General features: G+C 62.9%; 21 protein-coding genes and 1 tRNA gene. 14 read left to right on the top strand and 8 right to left on the bottom strand.

The window, feature by feature from the left end; translation table 11 throughout:
• Positions 1-96: 96 nt before the first annotated feature.
• Positions 97-1110, top strand: a complete 1014-nt coding sequence (gene pdxA / locus BLQ85_RS14350) for a 4-hydroxythreonine-4-phosphate dehydrogenase PdxA (RefSeq protein WP_074578214.1) — start codon at positions 97-99, stop codon at positions 1108-1110.
• 15 nt (positions 1111-1125) lie between these two features.
• On the opposite strand, the gene mscL is transcribed toward pdxA, so the two are convergent.
• Positions 1126-1548, bottom strand: a complete 423-nt coding sequence (mscL, locus tag BLQ85_RS14355) for a large conductance mechanosensitive channel protein MscL (RefSeq protein WP_007868086.1) — start codon at positions 1546-1548, stop codon at positions 1126-1128.
• Between the two features lie 252 nt (positions 1549-1800).
• Here mscL and petA point away from each other — a divergent pair, with 252 nt between their 5' ends.
• The 6 genes from petA (at position 1801) to BLQ85_RS14385 (ending at position 6118) form a co-directional block, all read left to right on the top strand.
• A complete protein-coding gene (petA, locus tag BLQ85_RS14360; RefSeq protein ID WP_074577930.1) occupies positions 1801-2436 on the top strand; it encodes a ubiquinol-cytochrome c reductase iron-sulfur subunit in 636 nt (211 codons plus the stop codon).
• Between the two features lie 110 nt (positions 2437-2546).
• Positions 2547-3956 (top strand): cytochrome b, encoded by a 1410-nt coding sequence (locus tag BLQ85_RS14365; RefSeq protein WP_074577931.1) that lies wholly within the window; start codon positions 2547-2549, stop codon positions 3954-3956.
• Between the two features lie 18 nt (positions 3957-3974).
• A complete protein-coding gene (locus BLQ85_RS14370; protein ID WP_074577932.1) occupies positions 3975-4730 on the top strand; it encodes a cytochrome c1 in 756 nt (251 codons plus the stop codon).
• An 89-nt stretch (positions 4731-4819) separates the two neighbouring features.
• Positions 4820-5431: a glutathione S-transferase N-terminal domain-containing protein gene (locus BLQ85_RS14375; protein WP_007868077.1), complete on the top strand. Its 612-nt coding sequence runs from the start codon at positions 4820-4822 to the stop codon at positions 5429-5431.
• 42 nt (positions 5432-5473) lie between these two features.
• On the top strand, positions 5474-6031 hold the full coding sequence (locus BLQ85_RS14380) for a ClpXP protease specificity-enhancing factor (protein ID WP_074577933.1): 558 nt from the start codon (positions 5474-5476) through the stop codon (positions 6029-6031).
• 11 nt (positions 6032-6042) lie between these two features.
• Positions 6043-6118, top strand: a tRNA-Thr gene (locus BLQ85_RS14385).
• 124 nt (positions 6119-6242) lie between these two features.
• Here BLQ85_RS14385 and BLQ85_RS14390 read toward each other — a convergent pair.
• Entirely contained in the window at positions 6243-6560 is a 318-nt protein-coding gene (locus BLQ85_RS14390; RefSeq protein ID WP_007868072.1) for a hypothetical protein, read from the bottom strand.
• A 50-nt stretch (positions 6561-6610) separates the two neighbouring features.
• Between BLQ85_RS14390 and BLQ85_RS14395 the strand changes: the two genes are divergently transcribed.
• The 5 genes from BLQ85_RS14395 to BLQ85_RS14415 all read left to right on the top strand — a co-directional run bounded on the left by BLQ85_RS14395 (position 6611) and on the right by BLQ85_RS14415 (position 13315).
• Complete coding sequence (locus BLQ85_RS14395; protein WP_074577934.1) at positions 6611-7603, top strand: M23 family metallopeptidase; 993 nt, start codon at positions 6611-6613, stop codon at positions 7601-7603.
• A 211-nt stretch (positions 7604-7814) separates the two neighbouring features.
• A complete protein-coding gene (gene secA / locus BLQ85_RS14400) occupies positions 7815-10580 on the top strand; it encodes a preprotein translocase subunit SecA (protein ID WP_074577935.1) in 2766 nt (921 codons plus the stop codon).
• 54 nt (positions 10581-10634) lie between these two features.
• The gene (argJ, locus tag BLQ85_RS14405; protein ID WP_074577936.1) at positions 10635-11876 is read left to right on the top strand and encodes a bifunctional glutamate N-acetyltransferase/amino-acid acetyltransferase ArgJ; all 1242 of its coding nucleotides are present in this window, start codon (positions 10635-10637) and stop codon (positions 11874-11876) included.
• A gap of 6 nt (positions 11877-11882) precedes the next feature.
• Positions 11883-12857, top strand: a complete 975-nt coding sequence (locus BLQ85_RS14410; RefSeq protein ID WP_074577937.1) for an ATP-binding protein — start codon at positions 11883-11885, stop codon at positions 12855-12857.
• Positions 12854-13315, top strand: coding sequence for an NUDIX domain-containing protein (locus BLQ85_RS14415; RefSeq protein WP_007868060.1), 462 nt, complete (start codon positions 12854-12856; stop codon positions 13313-13315). Before BLQ85_RS14410 ends, BLQ85_RS14415 begins: the two co-directional genes overlap by 4 nt.
• Before the next feature lie 24 nt (positions 13316-13339).
• On the opposite strand, the gene BLQ85_RS14420 is transcribed toward BLQ85_RS14415, so the two are convergent.
• Complete coding sequence (locus BLQ85_RS14420; RefSeq protein ID WP_254806446.1) at positions 13340-14014, bottom strand: lytic transglycosylase domain-containing protein; 675 nt, start codon at positions 14012-14014, stop codon at positions 13340-13342.
• 7 nt (positions 14015-14021) lie between these two features.
• Complete coding sequence (locus BLQ85_RS14425; RefSeq protein WP_074577939.1) at positions 14022-15764, bottom strand: proline--tRNA ligase; 1743 nt, start codon at positions 15762-15764, stop codon at positions 14022-14024.
• Between the two features lie 123 nt (positions 15765-15887).
• Between BLQ85_RS14425 and BLQ85_RS14430 the strand changes: the two genes are divergently transcribed.
• Positions 15888-16589, top strand: a complete 702-nt coding sequence (locus BLQ85_RS14430; protein ID WP_074577940.1) for an RNA pyrophosphohydrolase — start codon at positions 15888-15890, stop codon at positions 16587-16589.
• Positions 16586-17107, top strand: coding sequence for a CNP1-like family protein (locus BLQ85_RS14435; protein ID WP_074577941.1), 522 nt, complete (start codon positions 16586-16588; stop codon positions 17105-17107). The genes BLQ85_RS14430 and BLQ85_RS14435 overlap by 4 nt, the downstream gene beginning before the upstream one ends.
• Before the next feature lie 31 nt (positions 17108-17138).
• Here the strand turns inward: BLQ85_RS14435 and proB are convergent, their stop codons facing one another.
• The 4 genes from proB to rplU form a co-directional block, all read right to left on the bottom strand.
• Entirely contained in the window at positions 17139-18275 is a 1137-nt protein-coding gene (gene proB / locus BLQ85_RS14440) for a glutamate 5-kinase (protein ID WP_074577942.1), read from the bottom strand.
• Between the two features lie 113 nt (positions 18276-18388).
• A complete protein-coding gene (cgtA, locus tag BLQ85_RS14445; protein WP_007868035.1) occupies positions 18389-19474 on the bottom strand; it encodes an Obg family GTPase CgtA in 1086 nt (361 codons plus the stop codon).
• 117 nt (positions 19475-19591) lie between these two features.
• Positions 19592-19849, bottom strand: a complete 258-nt coding sequence (gene rpmA / locus BLQ85_RS14450) for a 50S ribosomal protein L27 (RefSeq protein ID WP_007868030.1) — start codon at positions 19847-19849, stop codon at positions 19592-19594.
• 27 nt (positions 19850-19876) lie between these two features.
• The gene (gene rplU, locus BLQ85_RS14455) at positions 19877-20188 is read right to left on the bottom strand and encodes a 50S ribosomal protein L21 (protein WP_007868028.1); all 312 of its coding nucleotides are present in this window, start codon (positions 20186-20188) and stop codon (positions 19877-19879) included.
• Positions 20189-20192: the final 4 nt, after the last annotated feature.

Raw genomic sequence — 20192 nt, forward strand, 5'->3', positions numbered from 1 at the left:
CGATTATGGTCCCACCATCCGTGAAATGCACTTCGACGCTTGAATTTGCCCTGTGTCGGCGAGAGGGGTGTTGTGGCTAGGCCGCTGCTCATCACCATGGGCGATGCGGCTGGCATAGGCCCGGAAATCGTCGCCAGGGCTTTTCGCGAAGCGCCCGCCGAGCTGGCCGGATGCGCTGTGGTGGGGGATGTGGCGACGCTGCGCCGCGCTGCGGCGCTGGTGGCTTCCCCGCTGGCGCTGCCGGTGGCGCAACTGAGCAGCCTGGCCGAACTGCCCGGCGTGCCGCCGCGGTGCATTCCGGTGCTGCAGCAATGCGCGCTGCCGGGCCTTGTGCCTTATGGACAGGTCAGCGGCGTGGCCGGCCAGGCCGCGGCCGATTGCATCGTCTGGGCGGCCCGCCGCGTGCTGGCCGGCGAGGCCGCCGCGCTGGTGACCGCCCCCATCCACAAGGAGGCCCTGGCCGCTGCCGGCGGCTGGGCGGCCCAATTTCCGGGCCACACGGAAATGCTGCAGGCCGAAGCGGCCGCTTTTTTGGGCAAGCCTGTGGGCGAAGTGCCGGTACGCATGATGCTGGCCAATGAGGAGCTGCGCACCGTGCTGGTAAGCATTCACATGTCGCTCAGGCAGGCCATCGAGGCCGTGACTTTTGACAACGTGCTGCAAACCCTGCGCATCACGCACGCCGCCGTCGGTGCCGGCTTGGGACGCGCGCCGCGCATTGCGGTGGCGGGGCTCAACCCCCATGCCGGCGAAGGCGGGCTGTTCGGCAGCGAAGAGCAGGCCATCATCGCCCCGGCCATCGCCGCGGCACGTGCGCAAGGCCTGGATGTGAGCGGCCCCTTCGCGCCCGACACGGTGTTCATGCGGGCACGCCAGGCCGCCGGCAAGTCCGGCGAGTTTGATGTGGTGGTCGCGATGTACCACGACCAGGGGCTGATCCCGGTCAAGTACCTGGGCGTGGAGCAGGGCGTCAACGTCACGCTGGGACTGCCGCTGGTGCGCACCAGCCCCGACCACGGGACGGCCTTCGATATCGCGGGCAGCGGGCGCGCCGACGCTTCCAGCCTGCTGGCTGCCGTGCGCATGGCGCGCCGGCTTGCGGTTTTCTGACGCGGCCCGGCTTGCTTATTTTTTGAGGCTGTCGCGGATCTCGCGCAGCAGCGCGATGTCTTCAGGCGGCGCGGCAGGGGCGGGCGCCGGCTGGTCGCGCTTGAGCCGGTTGATCTGCTTGACCATCAGGAAAATGATGAAGGCCAGGATGATGAAGTTGACCGCGACGGTGATGAAGTTGCCGTAGGCGAAGACCGGCACGCCCGCCTTCTTCAGCGCGTCCAGCGTGGTGGCCGTGCCAGGCGGCACCGTCCCCAGCACCACAAAGAGGTTGGAAAAATCCAGCTTGCCGAAGAGGGCGCCGACCAGGGGAAGGATCAGGTCGCTGACGACCGAGTCCACGATCTTGCCGAAAGCCGCGCCAATGATCACGCCGACCGCCAGGTCGATCACATTGCCCTTGACGGCGAATTCCTTGAATTCCTGCATCATTCCCATGAAGTTTCTCCTCTTGTTTTGGACAAAACATTATCAAGGCTGGGCCTGCCGGTGCCGCCTGCATGCGGGCCTGGCTTGAAACAAAGTATGTGGAATCCGGCTTGTGCTCAAAAAACAGGCAGGCCCCTGGCTTTTGGGGTAGCCCGGACCACCGGGATGCGGCCTCTCGCCTTGAAAAACGACGTTGCGCTCCGCTACAATCGCGGGTTGACCCCACTATGCCTATTTCAAGCCAGTTCTTGAAGGACTCTCATGACCCAAGCAAGCGAAGCAAGCGTGAATGGCGCGCCCCACGGCGCTCCCGTAGATAAAGATAAAAGAAACTGGCTGGTGACCACCTGCGCGGTGGGCGGCGCAGGCGCCATCGCCACGGCTGTTCCCTTTGTCAGCACCTTCCAACCCTCCGAAAAAGCCAAAGCCGCCGGCGCCGCCGTCGAAGTCGATATTTCCGACGTCAAGCCCGGTGAGAAGATCACGGTGGAATGGCGCGGCAAGCCGGTCTGGATCATCAAGCGCACGCCCGCGCAGCTCGCGGAGCTCCCCAAGGTCGATGCCCTGCTGGCCGACCCCAAGTCCGAGCGCAAGCCCGACGAACTGACCCCTGCTTACGCCCGCAACGAAAACCGCTCCATCAAGCCCGAGACGCTGGTGGTGGTCGGCATCTGCTCGCACCTGGGCTGCTCGCCTTCCGACAAGTTCCAGCCCGGCGCGCAGCCTTCGCTGCCCGACGACTGGGCCGGCGGCTTCCTGTGCCCCTGCCACGGCTCGACCTTCGACATGGCCGGCCGCGTCTACAAAAACAAGCCCGCGCCCGACAACCTCGAAGTTCCCCCGCACATGTACCTGTCAGACACCCGGTTGCTGATTGGTGAAGACAAGAAGGCCTGAAGGCGCTTCAACCCCCCAGCTCCTTCACAAGACCCTGCAGCCAGCGCCCGATACCTGCCGACGCATGTACCAGGCGCTTGCCAAAGAACCCCACCGAACCAGGATCAGTTATGGCTGAATTCAAAGAAATTTCCCCCGATGCCCCGCTCGCCGCCAAGGCGATGAACTGGGTCGACAACCGGTTTCCCGCCAGCAAGCTCTACAAAGAGCACATGAGCGAGTACTACGCACCGAAGAACTTCAACTTCTGGTACATCTTCGGCTCGCTGGCCATGCTGGTGCTGGTCATCCAGATCGTGACCGGCATTTTCCTGACGATGAACTACAAGCCCGATGCCGCCCTGGCTTTCGGCTCCGTTGAATACATCATGCGCGACGTGCCCTGGGGCTGGCTGATCCGCTACATGCACTCGACGGGCGCTTCGGCCTTCTTCGTGGTGGTCTACCTGCACATGTTCCGCGGCCTGCTCTACGGCAGCTACCGCAAGCCGCGCGAGCTGGTCTGGATTTTCGGCTGCGCGATTTTCCTGTGCCTGATGGCCGAGGCTTTCATGGGCTACCTGCTGCCATGGGGCCAGATGAGCTACTGGGGCGCCCAGGTGATCGTCAACTTGTTCGCCGCGATTCCTTTCATCGGCCCCGACCTGGCGCTGCTGATCCGCGGCGACTACGTGGTGGGCGACGCCACGCTGAACCGTTTCTTCGCCTTCCACGTGATCGCCGTGCCGCTGGTGCTGCTGGGCCTGGTGGCCGCGCATATCATCGCGCTGCATGAAGTCGGCTCCAACAATCCCGACGGCGTCGAGATCAAGGGCCCGAACGCGCCCAAGGACGCCCAGGGCCACCCGCTGGACGGCATTCCTTTCCACCCGTACTACACGGTGCACGACATTTTCGGCGTGAGCGTCTTCCTGATGATCTTCTCGGCGATCATCTTTTTCGCTCCCGAGTTCGGGGGCTACTTCCTCGAATACAACAACTTCATCCCGGCCGATCCGCTGAAGACGCCGGCGCACATCGCCCCGGTCTGGTACTTCACGCCTTACTACTCGATGCTGCGTGCCATCACCAGCGAGATGATCTATGCGCTGATCGTCTGCGTGGTCGGTGCCGCTGGCTTCAGCGTCTGGAAGTTCCGCATGCCGGTGCTGCTGAAGGCTGCCGTCGTCGGTGCCGCCGTCGTGGGCTCGGCCTTGCTGCTGTCCATCGACGCGAAATTCTGGGGTGTGGTCGTGATGGGCGGCGCCGTGGTGATCCTGTTCTTCCTGCCCTGGCTGGACCTCAGCCCGGTCAAGTCGATCCGCTACCGCCCTGACTGGCACAAGTACCTCTACGGCATTTTTGTCATCAACTTCCTGGTGCTGGGCTACCTCGGCGTTCAGCCGCCGTCGCCCATTGGTGAGCGCGTCTCCCAGGTCGGCACGCTGTTTTACTTTGGCTTTTTCATCCTGATGCCGTGGTGGAGCCGCGTGGGTACCCCCAAAACACCGCCTGACCGTCCTGTTTTCCACGGTCACTGAGAGTTGGAGATAAAAACGATGAAAAAAATTATTTTTGCCCTGATCACCGCCTTTGGCCTCGCGGCCGGCGCACAGGCCTCCGAAGGCGGCATTGCCTGGGACAAGGCTCCCGACCGGACCAACGACCTGGGCTCCCTGCAAAACGGCGCCAAGCTGTTCGTCAACTATTGCCTGAACTGCCATTCCGCTTCCTTCATGCGTTTCAACCGCCTGAAAGACATCGGCCTGACCGAAAAGGAAATCAAGGACAACCTGCTGTTCACCACTGAAAAAGTGGGTGACACCATGAAAGCTGCGATCGACCCCAAGCAGGCCAAGGAATGGTTCGGCGGCAACCCCCCCGACCTCACCGTGATCGCACGCTCGCGTTCCGGCCACGGTGGCACCGGCGCCGACTACCTCTACACCTACCTGCGCACCTACTACCGCGACGAAACCAAGGCCACGGGCTGGAACAACCTGGTTTTCCCCAGCGTTGCCATGCCGCACGTGCTCTGGGAACTGCAGGGTACGCGCACGCCGGTGTACGAAGAAAAGGAAGAACACGGCCACAAGGTCGCGGTCTTCAAGGGCTGGCAGCAGCTCACCCCCGGCACCATGACGCCGCTGCAATACGACCAGGCCATAGGTGACCTCGTGGGCTACCTGCAGTGGATGGGCGAGCCGGCCCAGAACACCCGCATCCGTGTCGGCGTCTGGGTGCTGATTTTCCTTCTCGGCTTGACCTTTGTCGCCTGGCGCCTGAATGCGGCGTTCTGGAAAGACGTCAAGTAATTTTTTTCGCCGGGGCCTTGTTCCCGGCACCTTCTGGAGTGGATGCTTTTTAGATGTATCCACTCCTTTGCATTTAGGAGTTCCGCACCATGATGGTCCTTTATTCAGGCACGACCTGCCCCTTCTCGCACCGCTGCCGCTTTGTGCTGTTTGAAAAAGGCATGGACTTCGAAATCCGCGATGTCGACCTGTACAACAAGCCCGAAGACATCAATGTGATGAATCCCTACGGCCAGGTGCCCATCCTGGTCGAGCGCGACCTGATCCTGTACGAGTCGAACATCATCAACGAGTACATCGACGAGCGCTTCCCGCACCCGCAACTGATGCCCGGCGACCCGGTCGACCGCGCGCGCGTTCGCCTGTTTTTGCTGAACTTCGAAAAAGAGCTGTTCGTCCATGTCAGCACGCTGGAATCTCGCGCGTCCAAGGGCAATGAAAAGGCGCTGGAAAAGGCCCGCTCGCACATCCGCGACCGCCTGACGCAGCTCGCGCCCATCTTCCTGAAGAACAAGTTCATGCTGGGCGACAATTTCTCCATGCTGGACGTGGCGATCGCCCCCTTGCTGTGGCGCCTGGATTACTACGACATCGACCTGTCGAAGAATGCCGCGCCGCTGCTCAAGTACGCGGAGCGCATTTTCTCGCGCCCGGCCTATATTGAAGCACTGACGCCGTCCGAAAAAGTGATGCGGAAATAATCCACGGATCCGATTTCCCGGACAAGCAGTTTGGCTGAATTCATGAATGCCCTGGACGCCACGTCGACGCGACCTTATTTGATAAGGGCGCTCTATGAATGGTGCACCGACAACGGCTTCACGCCCTATGTGGCCGTGTCGGTGGATGAGACCGTGCAGGTGCCGCGCGAGTACGTGAAAAACAATGAAATCGTGCTCAACATCAGTTTTGACGCGACCTCGTCGCTCAAGCTGGGCAATGATTTCATCGAGTTCAAGGCCCGCTTTGCCGGCAGTGCCCGGGAAATCATGGTGCCCATCAGCCATGTGATCGCCATCTATGCCCGTGAAAACGGGCAGGGCATGGCTTTTCCCATGGCCTCGCCTGCCGCCGCCGGCCCGGTTTCCGGTGCCGGAAGCGGTGGTAGCGACGCCGGCCCGGCGGCGCCCGCCATGTCGCCGGCTCCCGCTCCAGCGCAGCACAGCCCGGCGGATGGCCCCGAAGGCAAGATCATGCAGCTGGTGCCGGACAGCGCGCCCGATGCGCAAGATGGCGGCCCCGACAGCCCTGAACCCCCCAAGCCGCCGCGTGTGCGGCCTTCGCTGAAACGGGTCAAGTAAAATCCCCTTGTGCCGCTTTAGCTCAGTTGGTAGAGCAACCGCCTTGTAAGCGGTAGGTCGTCAGTTCGATTCCGACAAGCGGCACCATTTTTCCACCATCCTTGCCTTCCCCATGCAACATGGGTACCATACGCTACCAATTTTGTAGCGAACCACCTGGCAGGGCTTTGGCTTTCATGCCTTCCTGCCGTTATTTGAAGAAGCCGGTTTACTACTTTTTGCTTATTAGGATCTTGAGTCGGATTGAGGTAACCTTCCAACCTTTGCCTATAAGGCGAGCTTGGATCAAGGGGAGCAGCTGGCGGATCTTGGCGGCGGCGGCGTTGCCGCTGACCAGCAGGCACCAGGTTTCGCCGTCTATGGGCCCAGCCTGAACGGCGGGGCGCAGGGCTTCGGGCAGCAGCGATTCAATGGCCTTGAGCCTGTCGCTGGATTCCCGAACGAGTTCGGTCAGCCGCGCCAGGGAGGGCGAATTCCCGGCGGCCTGATAAGCGGAGAGCGCCTGCGGAAGGCGCCGGTCGGAAGTCATGATGAACGGTGCGCGGCCTGATGAGCGCAAGCTTTTAAAGAGGTAGACAAGTGCATTTGATTATCACGGATGCGTGGCTGGCGAAAAGCCGGGCCATTTACTTAAGCGGGACAAAACTGGTTCTTGCGGGTTTTGTCGCCGCGCTGGCGCTCATGCTTGTGGCCGCGGGCCTCTACCACTGGGTGTTTCTCAAGGGGGCCCGAGAAGGCTGGCCGGTCGTCGGTTCGCTGGTCAAGCTCATGGTCAAGGACGAATTCGACCAGCGCGACCGTTTCATGCGTGAAAACCTCGACGTGATGGCCAAGCGGGTCGGCGAAATGCAGGCCAAGATGATGCAGCTCGAGGCGCTCGGCGAGCGGGTGTCGGGCCTGGCAGGCGTCAATCCCAACGATATCAAGGTCACGCCCGGCCGCGGCGGCGCGCTGGTGGCCGGCCCCTCGCTCACCATGCAGGAGCTGCAGGCCACGCTGGCTGACCTGGACAAACTCACCGACCAGCGGGTTGACCTCATGACGGTGATGGAGTCGCGCCTGTTTGACCAGAAGATCAAAAAAATGATGGTTCCCACCCAGGAGCCGGTCGCCGGAGGCAACCTCGGTTCGCCTTTCGGTTGGCGCATAGACCCGATGAACGGCCGCTCCGCGCTGCACACCGGGCTGGATTTCCCGTCCGAACCAGGCACGGCCATCCTGGCCGCCGCGGGCGGCGTGGTCGTCACGCAGGAATACCACCCGGCCTACGGCAATATGGTGGAAGTCGACCACGGCAATGAGCTCGTCACGCGTTATGCCCACGCCTCGCGTGTGCTGGTCAAAAAGGGCGATCTGGTCAAACGCGGCCAGAAGATCGCCGAAGTCGGCACCACCGGCCGGTCCACGGGCCCACACCTGCATTTCGAGGTGCTGGTGCAGGGCGTTTTCCAGGATCCGCAGAAATTCCTGACCGCAGGGCAAAAACTGCCCGGGCCCATGGTGGCGTCGGCTGGCGCGCGATCCCCCGTCCCCGCGCCTGTGCAGCCGGCACAGCTGCCGCGCCCCCACTAGGCGGCGCGCCTGCCATGCGTGCGGGCATGGCTTTTCATTCCTGACGACGGTTTTCTCCCGGACGGCCGTGCAGCTCCCTTGGCAGCGCTAAAATCAGAAGTTTGGGCCCAGTTGAACTCACTGATGGCGCCCACACCTAGGTTCCGTACTCAATAAGGGATTTCGGCCGCATTGCCAGCTCATGGGGAGCGGTCAAGGCGGCCTCGCATTTATGGCTTCCAACATCCTGACTAAAATTTTCGGCAGCCGCAACGACAGGCTGCTCAAAACCTACCGCAAAACCGTAGAACGCATCAATGCGCTGGAAACCCAGTACGAAAAGCTTGACGACGACCAGCTTCGCGCCAAAACCCAGGAGTTCAAGGACCGGGTAGCCGCCGGCGAAGAGCTCGATGCGATTCTTCCCGAGGCTTTCGCGGTGGTGCGGGAGGGCAGCAAGCGCGTCATGAAGATGCGCCACTTCGACGTGCAGATGCTGGGCGGCATGTCGCTGCACAACGGCAAGATTTCCGAAATGCGCACGGGTGAGGGCAAGACCCTGACCGCCACGCTGCCGGTCTACCTCAATGCCCTGACCGGCAAGGGCGTGCACGTGGTGACGGTCAATGACTACCTGGCCAGCCGCGACGCGCGCTGGATGGGCAAGCTCTACAACTTCCTGGGCCTGACGGTGGGTATCAACCTGCCGAATATGTCGCGCGAGGAAAAGCAGGCCGCTTACGGCTCCGACATCACCTACGGCACCAACAACGAATACGGTTTCGACTATCTGCGCGACAACATGGTCTACGAAGTGGCGGACCGCGTGCAGCGCGGCCTGAACTACGCCATCGTCGACGAGGTGGACTCCATCCTGATCGACGAGGCGCGCACGCCGCTCATCATCAGCGGCCAGGCCGAAGACCACACCGAGATGTACCTGGCGATGAACAAGGTCGTCCCGATGCTGACGCGCCAGGAGGGCGAAGCCGACCCGCGCACCGGAGAGGGCGTGACCAAGCCCGGCGACTTCACGATCGACGAGAAGAGCCACCAGGTGTTCCTGACCGAGCAGGGCCACGAGAACGCCGAGCGCCTGCTGTTCAACCTGGGCCTGATCCCCGAAGGCGCCACGCTGTACGACCCGGCCAACATTTCGCTGATGCACCACCTGTATGCGGCGCTGCGCGCCAACCTGCTGTACCACCGCGACCAGCATTACGTGGTGCAGGACGGCGAAGTCGTGATCGTTGACGAGTTCACCGGCCGCCTGATGTCGGGCCGCCGCTGGAGCGACGGGCTGCACCAGGCCGTCGAAGCCAAGGAAGGCGTGCAGATCCAGGCCGAGAACCAGACCCTGGCGTCCATCACCTTCCAGAACTATTTCCGCCTCTACACCAAGCTGGCCGGCATGACCGGGACCGCGGACACCGAGGCTTACGAATTCCAGGAGATTTACGGCCTTGAAACCACGGTGATCCCGCCCAACCGCGTGAGCCGCCGCGACGACCAGCTCGACCGCGTCTACAAAACGACGCGCGAAAAATACGAAGCCGCCATCAAAGACATCCGCGAGTGCTACGAGCGCGGCCAGCCCGTGCTGGTCGGCACGACCTCGATCGAGAACTCCGAGGTCATCGACCAGCTGCTGGTCAAGGAAAACCTGCCGCACCAGGTGCTCAATGCCAAGCAGCATGCCCGCGAGGCCGACATCATCGCGCAGGCGGGGCGCCCGAAAATGATCACCATCGCCACCAACATGGCCGGCCGCGGCACCGACATCGTGCTGGGCGGTAATGTGGAAAAACTGATCGAAGCGGTTGAAGCGGACGAAGCCATGGATGCCGCCGCCAAGGAGGCGGAAATTTCCCGCCTGCGCGCAGTCTGGAAGCAGGAGCACGAACAGGTCACCGGATTGGGCGGCCTGCGCATCATCGCGACCGAGCGCCACGAATCGCGCCGTATCGACAACCAGCTGCGCGGCCGTTCCGGCCGCCAGGGCGACCCCGGTTCGTCGCGTTTTTACCTGAGCCTGGACGACCCGCTGATGCGCATCTTCGCGGGCGACCGCGTCAAGGCCATCATGGAGCGCCTGAAGATGCCCGACGGCGAAGCCATCGAGGCGGGCATCGTCACCCGCAGCATCGAGTCGGCCCAGCGCAAGGTCGAGGCGCGCAACTTCGACATCCGCAAGCAGCTGCTCGAATACGACGACGTCGCCAACGACCAGCGCAAGGTGATCTACCAGCAGCGCAACGACATCATGGACGCCGCCAGCCTGCAGGCGCAGATCGCCTCGCTGCGCGAAGGCTGCTTCACCGACCTGGCACGGCAGTATGTGCCGGCAGAAAGCGTCGAGGAACAATGGGACGTGGCGGGCCTTGAGAACGTGTTGCGCGAGGAGTGGCAGATCGAGCTGCCGCTGCGCCAGGAACTGGAAGCTGCCGCCGCCATCACCGATGAGGAAGTGGTCGAAAAAGTCATAGCGGCCGCCAATGCCGCTTTTGCCGACAAGGTCGAGAAAATCGGCGAAGAAAACTTCACGCAGTTCGAGCGCGTGGTCCTGCTGCAAAGCATAGACAGCCACTGGCGCGAGCACCTGAGCGCCCTCGACTACCTGCGCCAGGGCATACACCTGCGCGGCTATGCGCAAAAGCAACCCAAGCAGGAATACAAGCGCGAAGCCTTTGAACTGTTCGGCCAGCTGCTCGACAGCGTGAAGAACGAGGTCACCAAGGTCCTGATGACGGTCAAGATCCAGTCGGGCGAGCAGCTCGAACAGGCGGCCGAGGAAATGGAGAGCCGCGCTGAAAACATCGCCAATGTCACCTACACCGCGCCCACCGAAACCGGCGGGGTGGAAACCACGGTGGACGAGGAATCGCAGCGCCGCGCGCCGGCCGTGCCGGCCGGCGATGTGCCCCGCGTGGGCCGCAACGACCCTTGCCCTTGCGGCTCGGGTAAAAAATACAAGAACTGCCACGGCCAGCTGAACTGAGCGCCGGCACCGGCTGAACGTCTTCCAACACCCACTGGTTTCCCGGAGTCAACCATGCCCGTCAATCTGGTCGCCACACCCGCTGCGGACCTTTACCCCGTGCCCGGCGTACGCTGGGGCATCACCGAAGCGGGCATACGCAAAGCCAACCGCAAGGACCTTTCCGTGCTGCTGCTCGATGAGGGCGCGTCGGTAGGAGCGGTCTTCACGCAGAACCGCTTTTGCGCGGCGCCCGTGCAGATCTGCCGCGAGCACCTTGCAAAAAACAGCGGCCGGACGGCGGGTATACGCGCCATGGTCATCAACACCGGCAACGCCAATGCCGGCACCGGCGACGACGGCCTGAGCCGCGCGCACGCCAGCTGCATCGCGCTGGCTCGGCTGCTGAATATCGCGCCTGAGCAGGTTTTACCGTTTTCGACCGGGGTCATCATGGAGCCCCTGCCCAACGACCGCATCGCGGCGGGCCTGCCGGCCGCGCTGGCCGACGCGAAGGAAAACAACTGGGGCAACGCGGCCGAAGCCATCATGACCACCGACACCGTGGCCAAGGCATTTTCCAAACGCATCAAGATCGCGGGCGCCGAAGTCACCATCACCGGCATCAGCAAGGGCGCCGGCATGATACGGCCGAATATGGCCACCATGCTGGGTTTCCTGGCAACGGATGCCTGCGTGGCGCAGCCGCTCATGGCCCAGCTGGCCCGGGAACTGGCCGAGGGATCGTTCAACCGCGTGACGGTGGACGGCGACACCTCGACCAACGACTCCTTTGTGGTGGTCGCCACCAATAAGGCCGCCCATGCACCTGTCGCTTCGCTGGACAGCGCTGAAGGCCAGGCCTTGCGCGCCGCCATGCTGGACATCGCCCGGCGGCTGGCGCAGGCCATCGTGCGCGACGGCGAAGGCGCCACCAAGTTCATGACCATACAGGTCGAAGGCGGTAAGACCGGCGAGGAATGCCGCAAGGTGGCTTACGCGATTGCCCATTCGCCACTGGTCAAAACCGCTTTCTTTGCCAGCGACCCCAACCTCGGCCGCATCCTGGCGGCCGTCGGTTACGCCGGCATCGAGGACCTGGACCAGACCAAGATCGACCTGTACCTCGATGAGGTGCTGGTGGCCAAAAACGGCGGCCGCCATCCCGGCTACGTCGAGGCCGACGGCCAGCGCGTGATGAAACAGAGCGAGATCACGGTGCGCGTGGTGCTGGGCCGCGGCACGGCTGCCGACACCGTCTGGACCTGCGACTTTTCCTACGATTACGTCAAGATCAACGCCGACTACAGAAGTTGAGCCCGCATGAACGAGCAGTTTGAGCGCCTGATCGCCCGCGTCGAATCCCTGATGGCGCGGATCGAATCCGTGCTGCCGCAACCGCTGGCCGCGCCGGACTGGACTGCCTCGATCGCCTACCGCTACCGCAAGCGCAGCTCCGGCCACGGCTCGCTGGAGCCGGTGCGGCACATCGGCAATATGCGCCTGGGTGACCTCAAGGAAATCGAGGACCAGAAGGAAAAGATCAAGCGCAACACCGAGCAGTTTGTGCTCGGCAAGCCCGCCAACAACGTGCTGTTGACGGGCGCGCGCGGCACCGGCAAGTCTTCGCTGATCAAAGCCTGCCTCAATGAGTATTCCGCGCGTGGCCTGCGCCTGATTGAAGTCGACAAGGCCGACCTGACCGACCTGCCGGACATCGTCGACGTGGTGTCCGGCCTGCCTGAAAAATTCATCGTCTTTTGCGACGACCTGAGTTTTGAGGAAGGCGAGCCGGGCTACAAGGCGCTCAAGTCCATCCTGGATGGGTCGGTCGCGGCGGCCACGCCCAATGTGCTGATCTATGCCACCAGCAACCGGCGCCACCTGTTGCCCGAGTACATGACGGAGAACCTCACCTATACCCGTGGGGACGATGGTGAGGTGCATCCCGGAGAGGTGGTCGAAGAGAAGATTTCGCTGTCCGAACGTTTCGGCCTCTGGGTCAGCTTTTACCCCTTCAGCCAAGACGAGTACCTGACCATCGTCTCCCAGTGGCTGTCGTCCTTTGGCGTGGGCCCGGACGCGATTGCCGCGGCAAAACCAGCGTCGCTGGTCTGGGCGCTGGAACGGGGCTCGCGCAGCGGCCGCGTGGCCTACCAGTTTGCCCGCGACTATGCCGGCCGCGACACGGCCAGCCGGCCCGTGGCGGCGGCGCCCATTGCGGCTTACGAGCGGCCGGGCGCTGCCGCCGCTGCGTCGCCTGAGCAGGCCGACCAGGCCCCAGACCACTCGACATGAGCGTGCTGGTTGCTGACGGTGAACGGCCGCGTGAGGGCGGCGCGGACCGCAAGGTGGTCGATGTCGCGGTGGGTGTTTTGATCCGCCCCGATGGCGATTTCCTGCTGACCTCCCGCCCGCCGGGCAAGGTCTACGAAGGCTACTGGGAGTTTCCGGGCGGCAAGTTGGAGCAGGGCGAAAGCGTCGAGGCCGCGCTGCGCCGCGAACTGCAGGAAGAAATCGGCGTGACCATAGGCGCGGTCCATCCCTGGAAGGTCGAGATGGTCGACTACCCGCATGCGCTGGTGCGCCTGAATTTCTGCAAGGTGTTCGAGTGGACCGGCGAGCTGCAAATGCATGAGGGCCAGTCTTTCGCCTGGCAGTCGCTGCCGGTCAGCGTGCAGCCTGTCTTGCCAGGCACAGTGCCGGTGCTGGCGTGGTTTGCCCAAGAGCGGGGTTTCGCCGGCGCGACCTGCTGATTTTCGCCGCTTCGCCGGAATACCTCAGCCGGCAAATACCCAATTTTTACTCGCCCCCAGCACAGCGTCGGGGTAGGGTGATTTGCCGCGTGAACCGTTGTAGCGCCCCAGGCCCATAAAAAGGTCGCCGCGCTCCCTGTCCAGGTAGTGGCGCAGGATCACGCAGCCAAAGCGCAGGTTGGTCTGCATGTGAAAGAGCTTGCCCGGGTCGCCGTCCCCGATCACGCGTGTCCAGAAGGGCATGACCTGCATGTAGCCGCGCGCCCCCACGTTGCTGACCGCGAATTTGCGGAAGTTGCTCTCGACCTGGATCAGGCCCAGCACCAGCGTGGTGTCCAGGCCGGCGCGTTTGCTTTCGTACCAGACGGTCTGCAAAAACTCCTTGCGGACCTGAAATTCGGGTTTTTTCTTCTTGAGCCGGTCGCTCATGGCGCCCAGCCAGCGCAGGTAGGCCAGGCGGCTTTCCGTGTCCTTGAATTCGGGCACGGGAGGCGCCTGGTTGGCGATGGCCGAACTCAGCGCGGTGCGCACCGAGTCGACCAGCGGCTCTTCAATTTGTGCGCCGGCATGCGCCCGCCCGGCCAGCAGAAAGGGACTGCAGGCCAGGGGCAAAGCCAGGCAGCTTCGCCGGGAGAGCCCTTGCGCCTTTGCCGGGGCACCGCCGGATGCGGACATGGTCAATGAGCGCACGGAAACCATGAAAAACTCAAAGCGCCAGCTTTCCCTTGAGGAAGTCGAAGGCGGTTGCCGCGTCGATCTTGCTGGAAGCCGCGTCGCGGCGGTGCTGGTACTCGAGCTGGCCGTCCTTGAGGCCGCGGTCGCCTATGGTGATGCGGTGTGGCACGCCTATCAGTTCCCAGTCGGCGAACATGGCACCGGGCCGCTCGCCCCGGTCGTCCAGGATCACGTCCACGCCGGCCGCGAGCAACTCGCCATAAAGCTTGTTCGCGGCGGCTTCGACCTCGGGAAAGCGGTCGGGGCTGATGGGGCACAGCACCACGGTGAAGGGCGCGATGGCGTCGGGCCAGATGATGCCGCGCTCGTCGTGGTTCTGCTCGATGGCTGCGGCCGGCAGGCGCGTGATGCCTATACCGTAGCAGCCCATCTCCATGAACTGCGGCTTGCCGTTCTCGCCCAGGAAGGTGGCGTTCATGGCCCGGCTGTATTTGGTGCCGAGGTAGAACACGTGGCCGATCTCGATGCCGCGCTCTATCGCCAGCGCGCCTTTGCCGTCCGGCGACGGGTCGCCAGCCACCACGTTTCGCAGGTCCACCACCAGCTCGGGTTCGGGCAGGTCACGGCCCCAGTTGACGCCGGTCATGTGGAAATCGACTTCATTGGCGCCGCACACCCAGTCGGCGAGTGCCGCGGCTTCGCGGTCCACCACCAGCTTGACGGGTTTTTTCAGGTTCAGCGGGCCGAGGTAACCCGGCTTGCAGCCGAAATGGTCTTCGATCTCGGGCAGGGTCGCGAAGCGGAAATCCGCCAGGCCCGGCACCTTGCCGACCTTGACTTCGTTCATGTCGTGGTCGCCGCGCAGCAGCAGCAGCCAGACCTGCGATTTGACGGGCTTGCCCGCCTCGTCGAGCTCGTCGGTGGCCAGCACCAGCGACTTGATGGTGGTATTCAGCGGGATGCCCAGCAACTCGGCCACGTCGGCGCAGGTGGCCTTGCCCGGGGTCGGTGTTTTGGCCATGGCCTGCGATGCCGGCTTGCGAGCGCCCTGGGGCGGCAGCGCCTCGGCTTTTTCCATGTTGGCGGCGTAGTCGCTGCCGGGGCAGTAGACGATGGCGTCCTCGCCGGTCGCGGCGATCACCTGGAATTCCTCGCTGAGGTCGCCGCCTATGGCGCCGCTGTCGGCAGCCACCGCGCGGTAGCTCAGGCCGAAGCGGTCAAAAATCCTGCGGTAGGCGGCCGCCATGGCCTGGTAGCTGGCTTTGGCGCCGGCCTGGTCGCGGTCGAAGCTGTAGGCGTCCTTCATGATGAACTCGCGCCCACGCATCAGGCCAAAGCGCGGCCGGCGTTCGTCGCGGAACTTGGTCTGGATCTGGTACAGGTTCTTCGGCAGCTGCTTGTAGCTCTTGATGTCCTGGCGCATCACGTCGGTGACGACTTCTTCGCTGGTCGGCTGGACCACGAAGTCGCGGCCGTGGCGGTCCTTGATGCGCAGCAATTCGGGGCCCATTTTTTCAAAACGGCCGGTTTCCTGCCAGAGCTCGGCCGGCTGGATCACCGGCATGGTCATTTCCACGGCGCCGGCCCGGTTCATTTCCTCGCGCACGATGGCTTCGACCTTGCGGATCACGCGCAGGCCCATGGGCATGTAGTTGTAAACGCCGGCGCCCAGTTTCTTGATCATGCCGGCCCGCATCATGAGCTGGTGGCTGACGACCTCCGCGTCGGCAGGGGCTTCCTTGAGGGTGGAAATGAAGAACTGGGAGGCTTTCATGGGCGGTTTTCGGGGAATCCGGGGTTGGAAATGGGGGAAAAGGTGCTGCAGCCCGCCGTGCGCTTGGCGCTGGGGCCTTCGCTGTGCATAATGGACTCAGTTTAAAAAATTTGAGGTTTGATTATGCTTGACCGGGACGGCTTTAGGCCCAACGTCGGCATCATCTTGCTCAACCAGAGAAGTCAGGTATTTTGGGGCAAACGTATCCGTACCCACTCGTGGCAGTTTCCGCAGGGTGGCATTGATCGGGGCGAAAATCCCGAGCAGGCCATGTACCGCGAGTTGCATGAAGAAGTGGGGCTGTTGCCGCAGCATGTGAATGTGCTGGCCCGAACCCGAGACTGGTTGCGCTATGAGGTGCCTGACCGGTTCATCCGCCGCGATGCGCGCGGACATTACAAAGGCCAGAAGCAAATCTGGTTTCTCCTTCAACTGGTCGGCCACGACTGGGACTTGAATCTGCGCGCCACCGACCATCCTGAATTCGATGCCTGGCGCTGGAATGACTACTGGGTACCACTGGACGTGGTGGTCGAATTCAAGCGCGGTGTCTATGAAATGGCGCTGACCGAACTCGCCAGGTTTGTTCCGCGCGTGGACAACCGGGCCGAGCCGCGCCCCGACCATCGCAACCGCTATCTGCGTGGCGGCTTGCATCAGCGCGACCATTCGAACCCGCCGGGCGAAGCCGGATTCCATGCCTCGGGCGAGTCTTTTCACGCCCAGATCCGGCCGGGCGCCTCTTTTGAATTGCCGCCGGGCGCCACCTTTGAACCCGATCCGCAAACCAGTCTGGGTACGGATCCCACCAACACAAAACCATGAAATTCAAATGGGTCTTTTTGGCCACCTCCTTCCTGATGGCGCTTAACGCCTCGGGTCCGGCACAAGCCCAGGTATACGCGCTCGAGGACCCCGCCGACTGGAAGGAAATCGAGACGCCGCCGCCACCGGCGTTTGATATCAAGAAACTGATCACCCTTGAGGTCTCACCCAACTCCCAGCTGGTCTACGGCGTGGATCCGGCGACCATCAGCATCTCCCCGAAAGACGGGATCGTGCGCTACGTGATGGTGGCTTCCAATGCCAGCGGCGCCCGCAATGTGATGTACGAAGGCATACGCTGCTCGACCGGCGAATTCAAGACCTATGCCCGCTATTCCCCGGACGGGAAGTGGACCGATGTGAGCAAGCCGGAATGGCGCTCGCTGTTTGAAAACATGCCGTCCAAACATGCCTTGCGCTTTGCCCGGGCCGGGGCCTGCGACAGCGCGGCGCCCGCGACCTCGGTCGATACGCTGGTCAGGCGCTTGAAGAACCAGAACTTCAGGATGGTCGAATAAGCCGGCCGGCCCGCTGTACGACCGAGAGGGCTTAGCGGGTCAACACGAGGTTGGTGCGGTGGACCATTTCGGGTTCACCCGTATACCCTAGCAGCCGCTCGAATTCCGTAGAGGCCTTGCGGCAGATCAGCCGGGCTTCGGCGCTGGAGTAGTTGGCCAGCCCGCGCGCGATCTCCGTGCCTTCGGGGCTGCGTATGGCGATGACGTCGCCGCGCGAAAACTCGCCCTGGACTGCCGTCATGCCGATGGGCAGGAGGCTTTTGCCCTCGCCCTGTACCTTGACCACCGCGCCCGCGTCCACGGTGACTGAACCGCGCATCTGCAGGTGATCGGCCATCCATTGTTTGCGTGCCTGCAGCTTCTGGGTCTGCGCCACCAGCAAGGTGCCTATGGGCTCGCCCTGTACCAGCCGGATCAGCGCCTGCGGTTCACGGCCCCAGGCAATCACGGTGGAGGCGCCCGATCCCGCTGCGCGCTTGGCGGCCAGTATCTTGGTGATCATGCCACCCTTGCCGATGCTGGAGCCCGCACCTCCCGCCATGGCCTCCAGCGCCGGGTCACCGGCTTTGGCTTCGTGCACGAACTGCGCTGCCGGGTCCTTGCGCGGATCGGCGGTGTACAAGCCCTTCTGGTCGGTGAGGATGACCAGCGCGTCGGCTTCCACGAGGTTGGCCACCAGCGCGCCCAGCGTGTCGTTGTCGCCGAACTTGATTTCGTCGTTGACCACTGTGTCGTTTTCGTTGATGACGGGCACGACGCCCAGCTGCAGCAGGGCCAAAAGGGTGGAGCGGGCGTTGATGTAGCGCTCGCGGTCGGCCAGGTCGGCATGCGTAAGCAGAACCTGCGCGCTGCCTATGCCGTTTTCGCGCAGTTTGGTCTCATAGACCTGAACCAGGCCCATCTGGCCCACCGCGGCGGCGGCCTGCAGTTCATGGATGGCCTTGGGGCGGCTACCCCAGTTCAGGCGTTTCATGCCCTCGGCAATGGCGCCGCTGCTGACCATGATCACTTCGCGCCCGTCCTTCACGAGGGCTGCCAGTTGTTCGCACCATTGGCCGATGGCGGTCGCATCCAGCCCGCGACCCTCATTGGTGACCAGGCTGGAACCCACCTTGACCACAATGCGTCTGGCGTTGCGCAGGACGGTGGAGCCGGGTTTGTCTTGCATGTTCGGTACTTCTCGGGCTGCGGTCCCGTCAACACGGGCGTGGGCAGCGATTGTTGTTGGGTGGCAAGTGCAGCCCTGCACCTGCCTGCGGCTGGGGTGCCGGAAACGAGGGGTCAGGACGATTCCGGCGGTTCGGGGGGGAGCGGGGCAAAGCGCGGGTCGACTTCTTCCACGGGTTGTTCGCTTTTCTGAACCTGCTTGACGTGCTGGTAGATCGTCTTGATCAGGTGCTCGCAGCCCTCGCGCGTCAGCGCCGAAATCTCGAACACCGGGCCTTTGAATTTGAAGCGCTTGACGAAATCCTTGACGATGGCGGCGCGCTTGTCGCTGTCCACCATGTCCAGTTTGTTGAGAACCAGCCAGCGCGGCTTTTCATACAGCGCTTCATCGTATTTCTTGAGTTCGCCCACAATGGCTTTGGCCTGCGCCACCGGGTCCACGCCCTCGTCGAAGGGCGCCAGGTCCACGATGTGCAGTAGCAGGCGGGTGCGCTGCAGGTGCCGCAGGAAGAGATGGCCCAGGCCCGCGCCTTCGGAGGCTCCCTCGATCAGGCCGGGCAGGTCGGCCACCACAAAACTTTGCTCGGGGCCCACCCGCACCACGCCCAGGTTGGGATGCAGTGTGGTGAAGGGGTAGTCGGCGATGCGGGGGCGGGCATTGGAAACCGCCGAGATAAAGGTGGACTTGCCGGCGTTGGGCATGCCCAGCAGGCCGACGTCGGCCAGAACCTTGAGTTCCAGCTTTAGGCTTTTGCGCTCACCGGGCCAGCCGGGCGTCTTGCTGCGCGGCGCGCGGTTGGTCGAGCTCTTGAAACGCAGGTTGCCGAAACCGCCGTCGCCGCCTTTGGCGATCAGGACCTGCTCGCCTGGAACCAGCAGTTCAAAGAGAACCTCGCCGGTCTCGGCATCGGTCAGGATGGTGCCCACCGGCATCTTGAGGATGATGTCGTCGCCCTTGGCGCCGAACATGTCCGAGCCCATGCCGTGCTGGCCGTTGCGGGCCTCGTGGCGGCGTGAAAACCGGAAGTCCACCAGGGTGTTCAGATTGATGTCGGCCACCGCATACACGTGGCCGCCACGTCCGCCGTCGCCGCCGTTGGGGCCGCCGAACTCTTTGTATTTTTCGTGGCTGAACGAGACGCAGCCACTCCCGCCATCGCCTGCGGCAATGTCAATAAAGGCTTCGTCAACAAATTTCATGATGGGAGTGCCGCGGTTAAAACAGGGGCTGTGAGGGCCGGATCAAGTTTACAAACAAAAAAGCCCCGACAGGTCGGGGCTTCGTTTCAGTCGAAGTGACTTATCGAAGTGATCAGCTTACGCCGGGGTCACGTCCACGGTGTGCTTGTTCAGCGCGCCCTTGACGGAAAACGAGACCGAGCCGTCAACCAGTGCAAACAGGGTGTGGTCCTTGCCGATGCCGACATTGACGCCTGGATGGAACTTGGTGCCGCGCTGGCGCACGATGATGCTGCCTGCGTTGATGACTTCACCGCCAAATTTCTTGACGCCCAGCATTTTGGGCTGTGAATCACGCCCGTTTCGCGTAGAGCCGCCGCCTTTTTTCTGTGCCATTTTTCGTTACTCCTGGTACGTCCCTGCTCAGCCGGCGATGGCGCCGATTTGCAGTTCCGTGTAGTTTTGCCGGTGGCCCTGGCGCTTTTGGTAGTGCTTGCGACGGCGCATTTTGAAAATGCGAACCTTGTCGTGCCTACCTTGCGAAAGGACAGTGACTGTAACAGTGGCGCCGGACACCAAGGGCGTACCAACCGTGATCGAGCTGCCGGTGCCGACAGCCAATACCTGGTCAATAACGATCTCTTGGCCTACGTCCGCAGCAATCTGTTCTACTTTAATTTTTTCTCCGGTAGCAACCTTGTATTGTTTGCCACCGGTTTTTATGACCGCGTACATGTAA

This window comes from Polaromonas sp. JS666, assembly GCF_900103405.1.
GTDB lineage: Bacteria > Pseudomonadota > Gammaproteobacteria > Burkholderiales > Burkholderiaceae_C > Polaromonas.

What these genes read in the sequence shown, in the direction of transcription:
- petA (WP_074577930.1), top strand. Translation starts at nt 1,801, where the DNA reads ATGACCCAAGCAAGCGAAGCAAGCGTGAATGGCGCGCCCCACGGCGCT.
- mscL (WP_007868086.1), bottom strand. Translation starts at nt 1,548, where the DNA reads ATGGGAATGATGCAGGAATTCAAGGAATTCGCCGTCAAGGGCAATGTG.
- BLQ85_RS14375 (WP_007868077.1), top strand. Translation starts at nt 4,820, where the DNA reads ATGATGGTCCTTTATTCAGGCACGACCTGCCCCTTCTCGCACCGCTGC.
- pdxA (WP_074578214.1), top strand. Translation starts at nt 97, where the DNA reads ATGGGCGATGCGGCTGGCATAGGCCCGGAAATCGTCGCCAGGGCTTTT.
- rpmA (WP_007868030.1), bottom strand. Translation starts at nt 19,849, where the DNA reads ATGGCACAGAAAAAAGGCGGCGGCTCTACGCGAAACGGGCGTGATTCA.
- secA (WP_074577935.1), top strand. Translation starts at nt 7,815, where the DNA reads ATGGCTTCCAACATCCTGACTAAAATTTTCGGCAGCCGCAACGACAGG.
- BLQ85_RS14365 (WP_074577931.1), top strand. Translation starts at nt 2,547, where the DNA reads ATGGCTGAATTCAAAGAAATTTCCCCCGATGCCCCGCTCGCCGCCAAG.
- BLQ85_RS14425 (WP_074577939.1), bottom strand. Translation starts at nt 15,764, where the DNA reads ATGAAAGCCTCCCAGTTCTTCATTTCCACCCTCAAGGAAGCCCCTGCC.
- BLQ85_RS14420 (WP_254806446.1), bottom strand. Translation starts at nt 14,014, where the DNA reads ATGGTTTCCGTGCGCTCATTGACCATGTCCGCATCCGGCGGTGCCCCG.
- BLQ85_RS14370 (WP_074577932.1), top strand. Translation starts at nt 3,975, where the DNA reads ATGAAAAAAATTATTTTTGCCCTGATCACCGCCTTTGGCCTCGCGGCC.
- proB (WP_074577942.1), bottom strand. Translation starts at nt 18,275, where the DNA reads ATGCAAGACAAACCCGGCTCCACCGTCCTGCGCAACGCCAGACGCATT.
- rplU (WP_007868028.1), bottom strand. Translation starts at nt 20,188, where the DNA reads ATGTACGCGGTCATAAAAACCGGTGGCAAACAATACAAGGTTGCTACC.
- BLQ85_RS14435 (WP_074577941.1), top strand. Translation starts at nt 16,586, where the DNA reads ATGAAATTCAAATGGGTCTTTTTGGCCACCTCCTTCCTGATGGCGCTT.
- cgtA (WP_007868035.1), bottom strand. Translation starts at nt 19,474, where the DNA reads ATGAAATTTGTTGACGAAGCCTTTATTGACATTGCCGCAGGCGATGGC.
- BLQ85_RS14430 (WP_074577940.1), top strand. Translation starts at nt 15,888, where the DNA reads ATGCTTGACCGGGACGGCTTTAGGCCCAACGTCGGCATCATCTTGCTC.
- BLQ85_RS14380 (WP_074577933.1), top strand. Translation starts at nt 5,474, where the DNA reads ATGAATGCCCTGGACGCCACGTCGACGCGACCTTATTTGATAAGGGCG.
- BLQ85_RS14390 (WP_007868072.1), bottom strand. Translation starts at nt 6,560, where the DNA reads ATGACTTCCGACCGGCGCCTTCCGCAGGCGCTCTCCGCTTATCAGGCC.
- BLQ85_RS14415 (WP_007868060.1), top strand. Translation starts at nt 12,854, where the DNA reads ATGAGCGTGCTGGTTGCTGACGGTGAACGGCCGCGTGAGGGCGGCGCG.
- BLQ85_RS14410 (WP_074577937.1), top strand. Translation starts at nt 11,883, where the DNA reads ATGAACGAGCAGTTTGAGCGCCTGATCGCCCGCGTCGAATCCCTGATG.
- argJ (WP_074577936.1), top strand. Translation starts at nt 10,635, where the DNA reads ATGCCCGTCAATCTGGTCGCCACACCCGCTGCGGACCTTTACCCCGTG.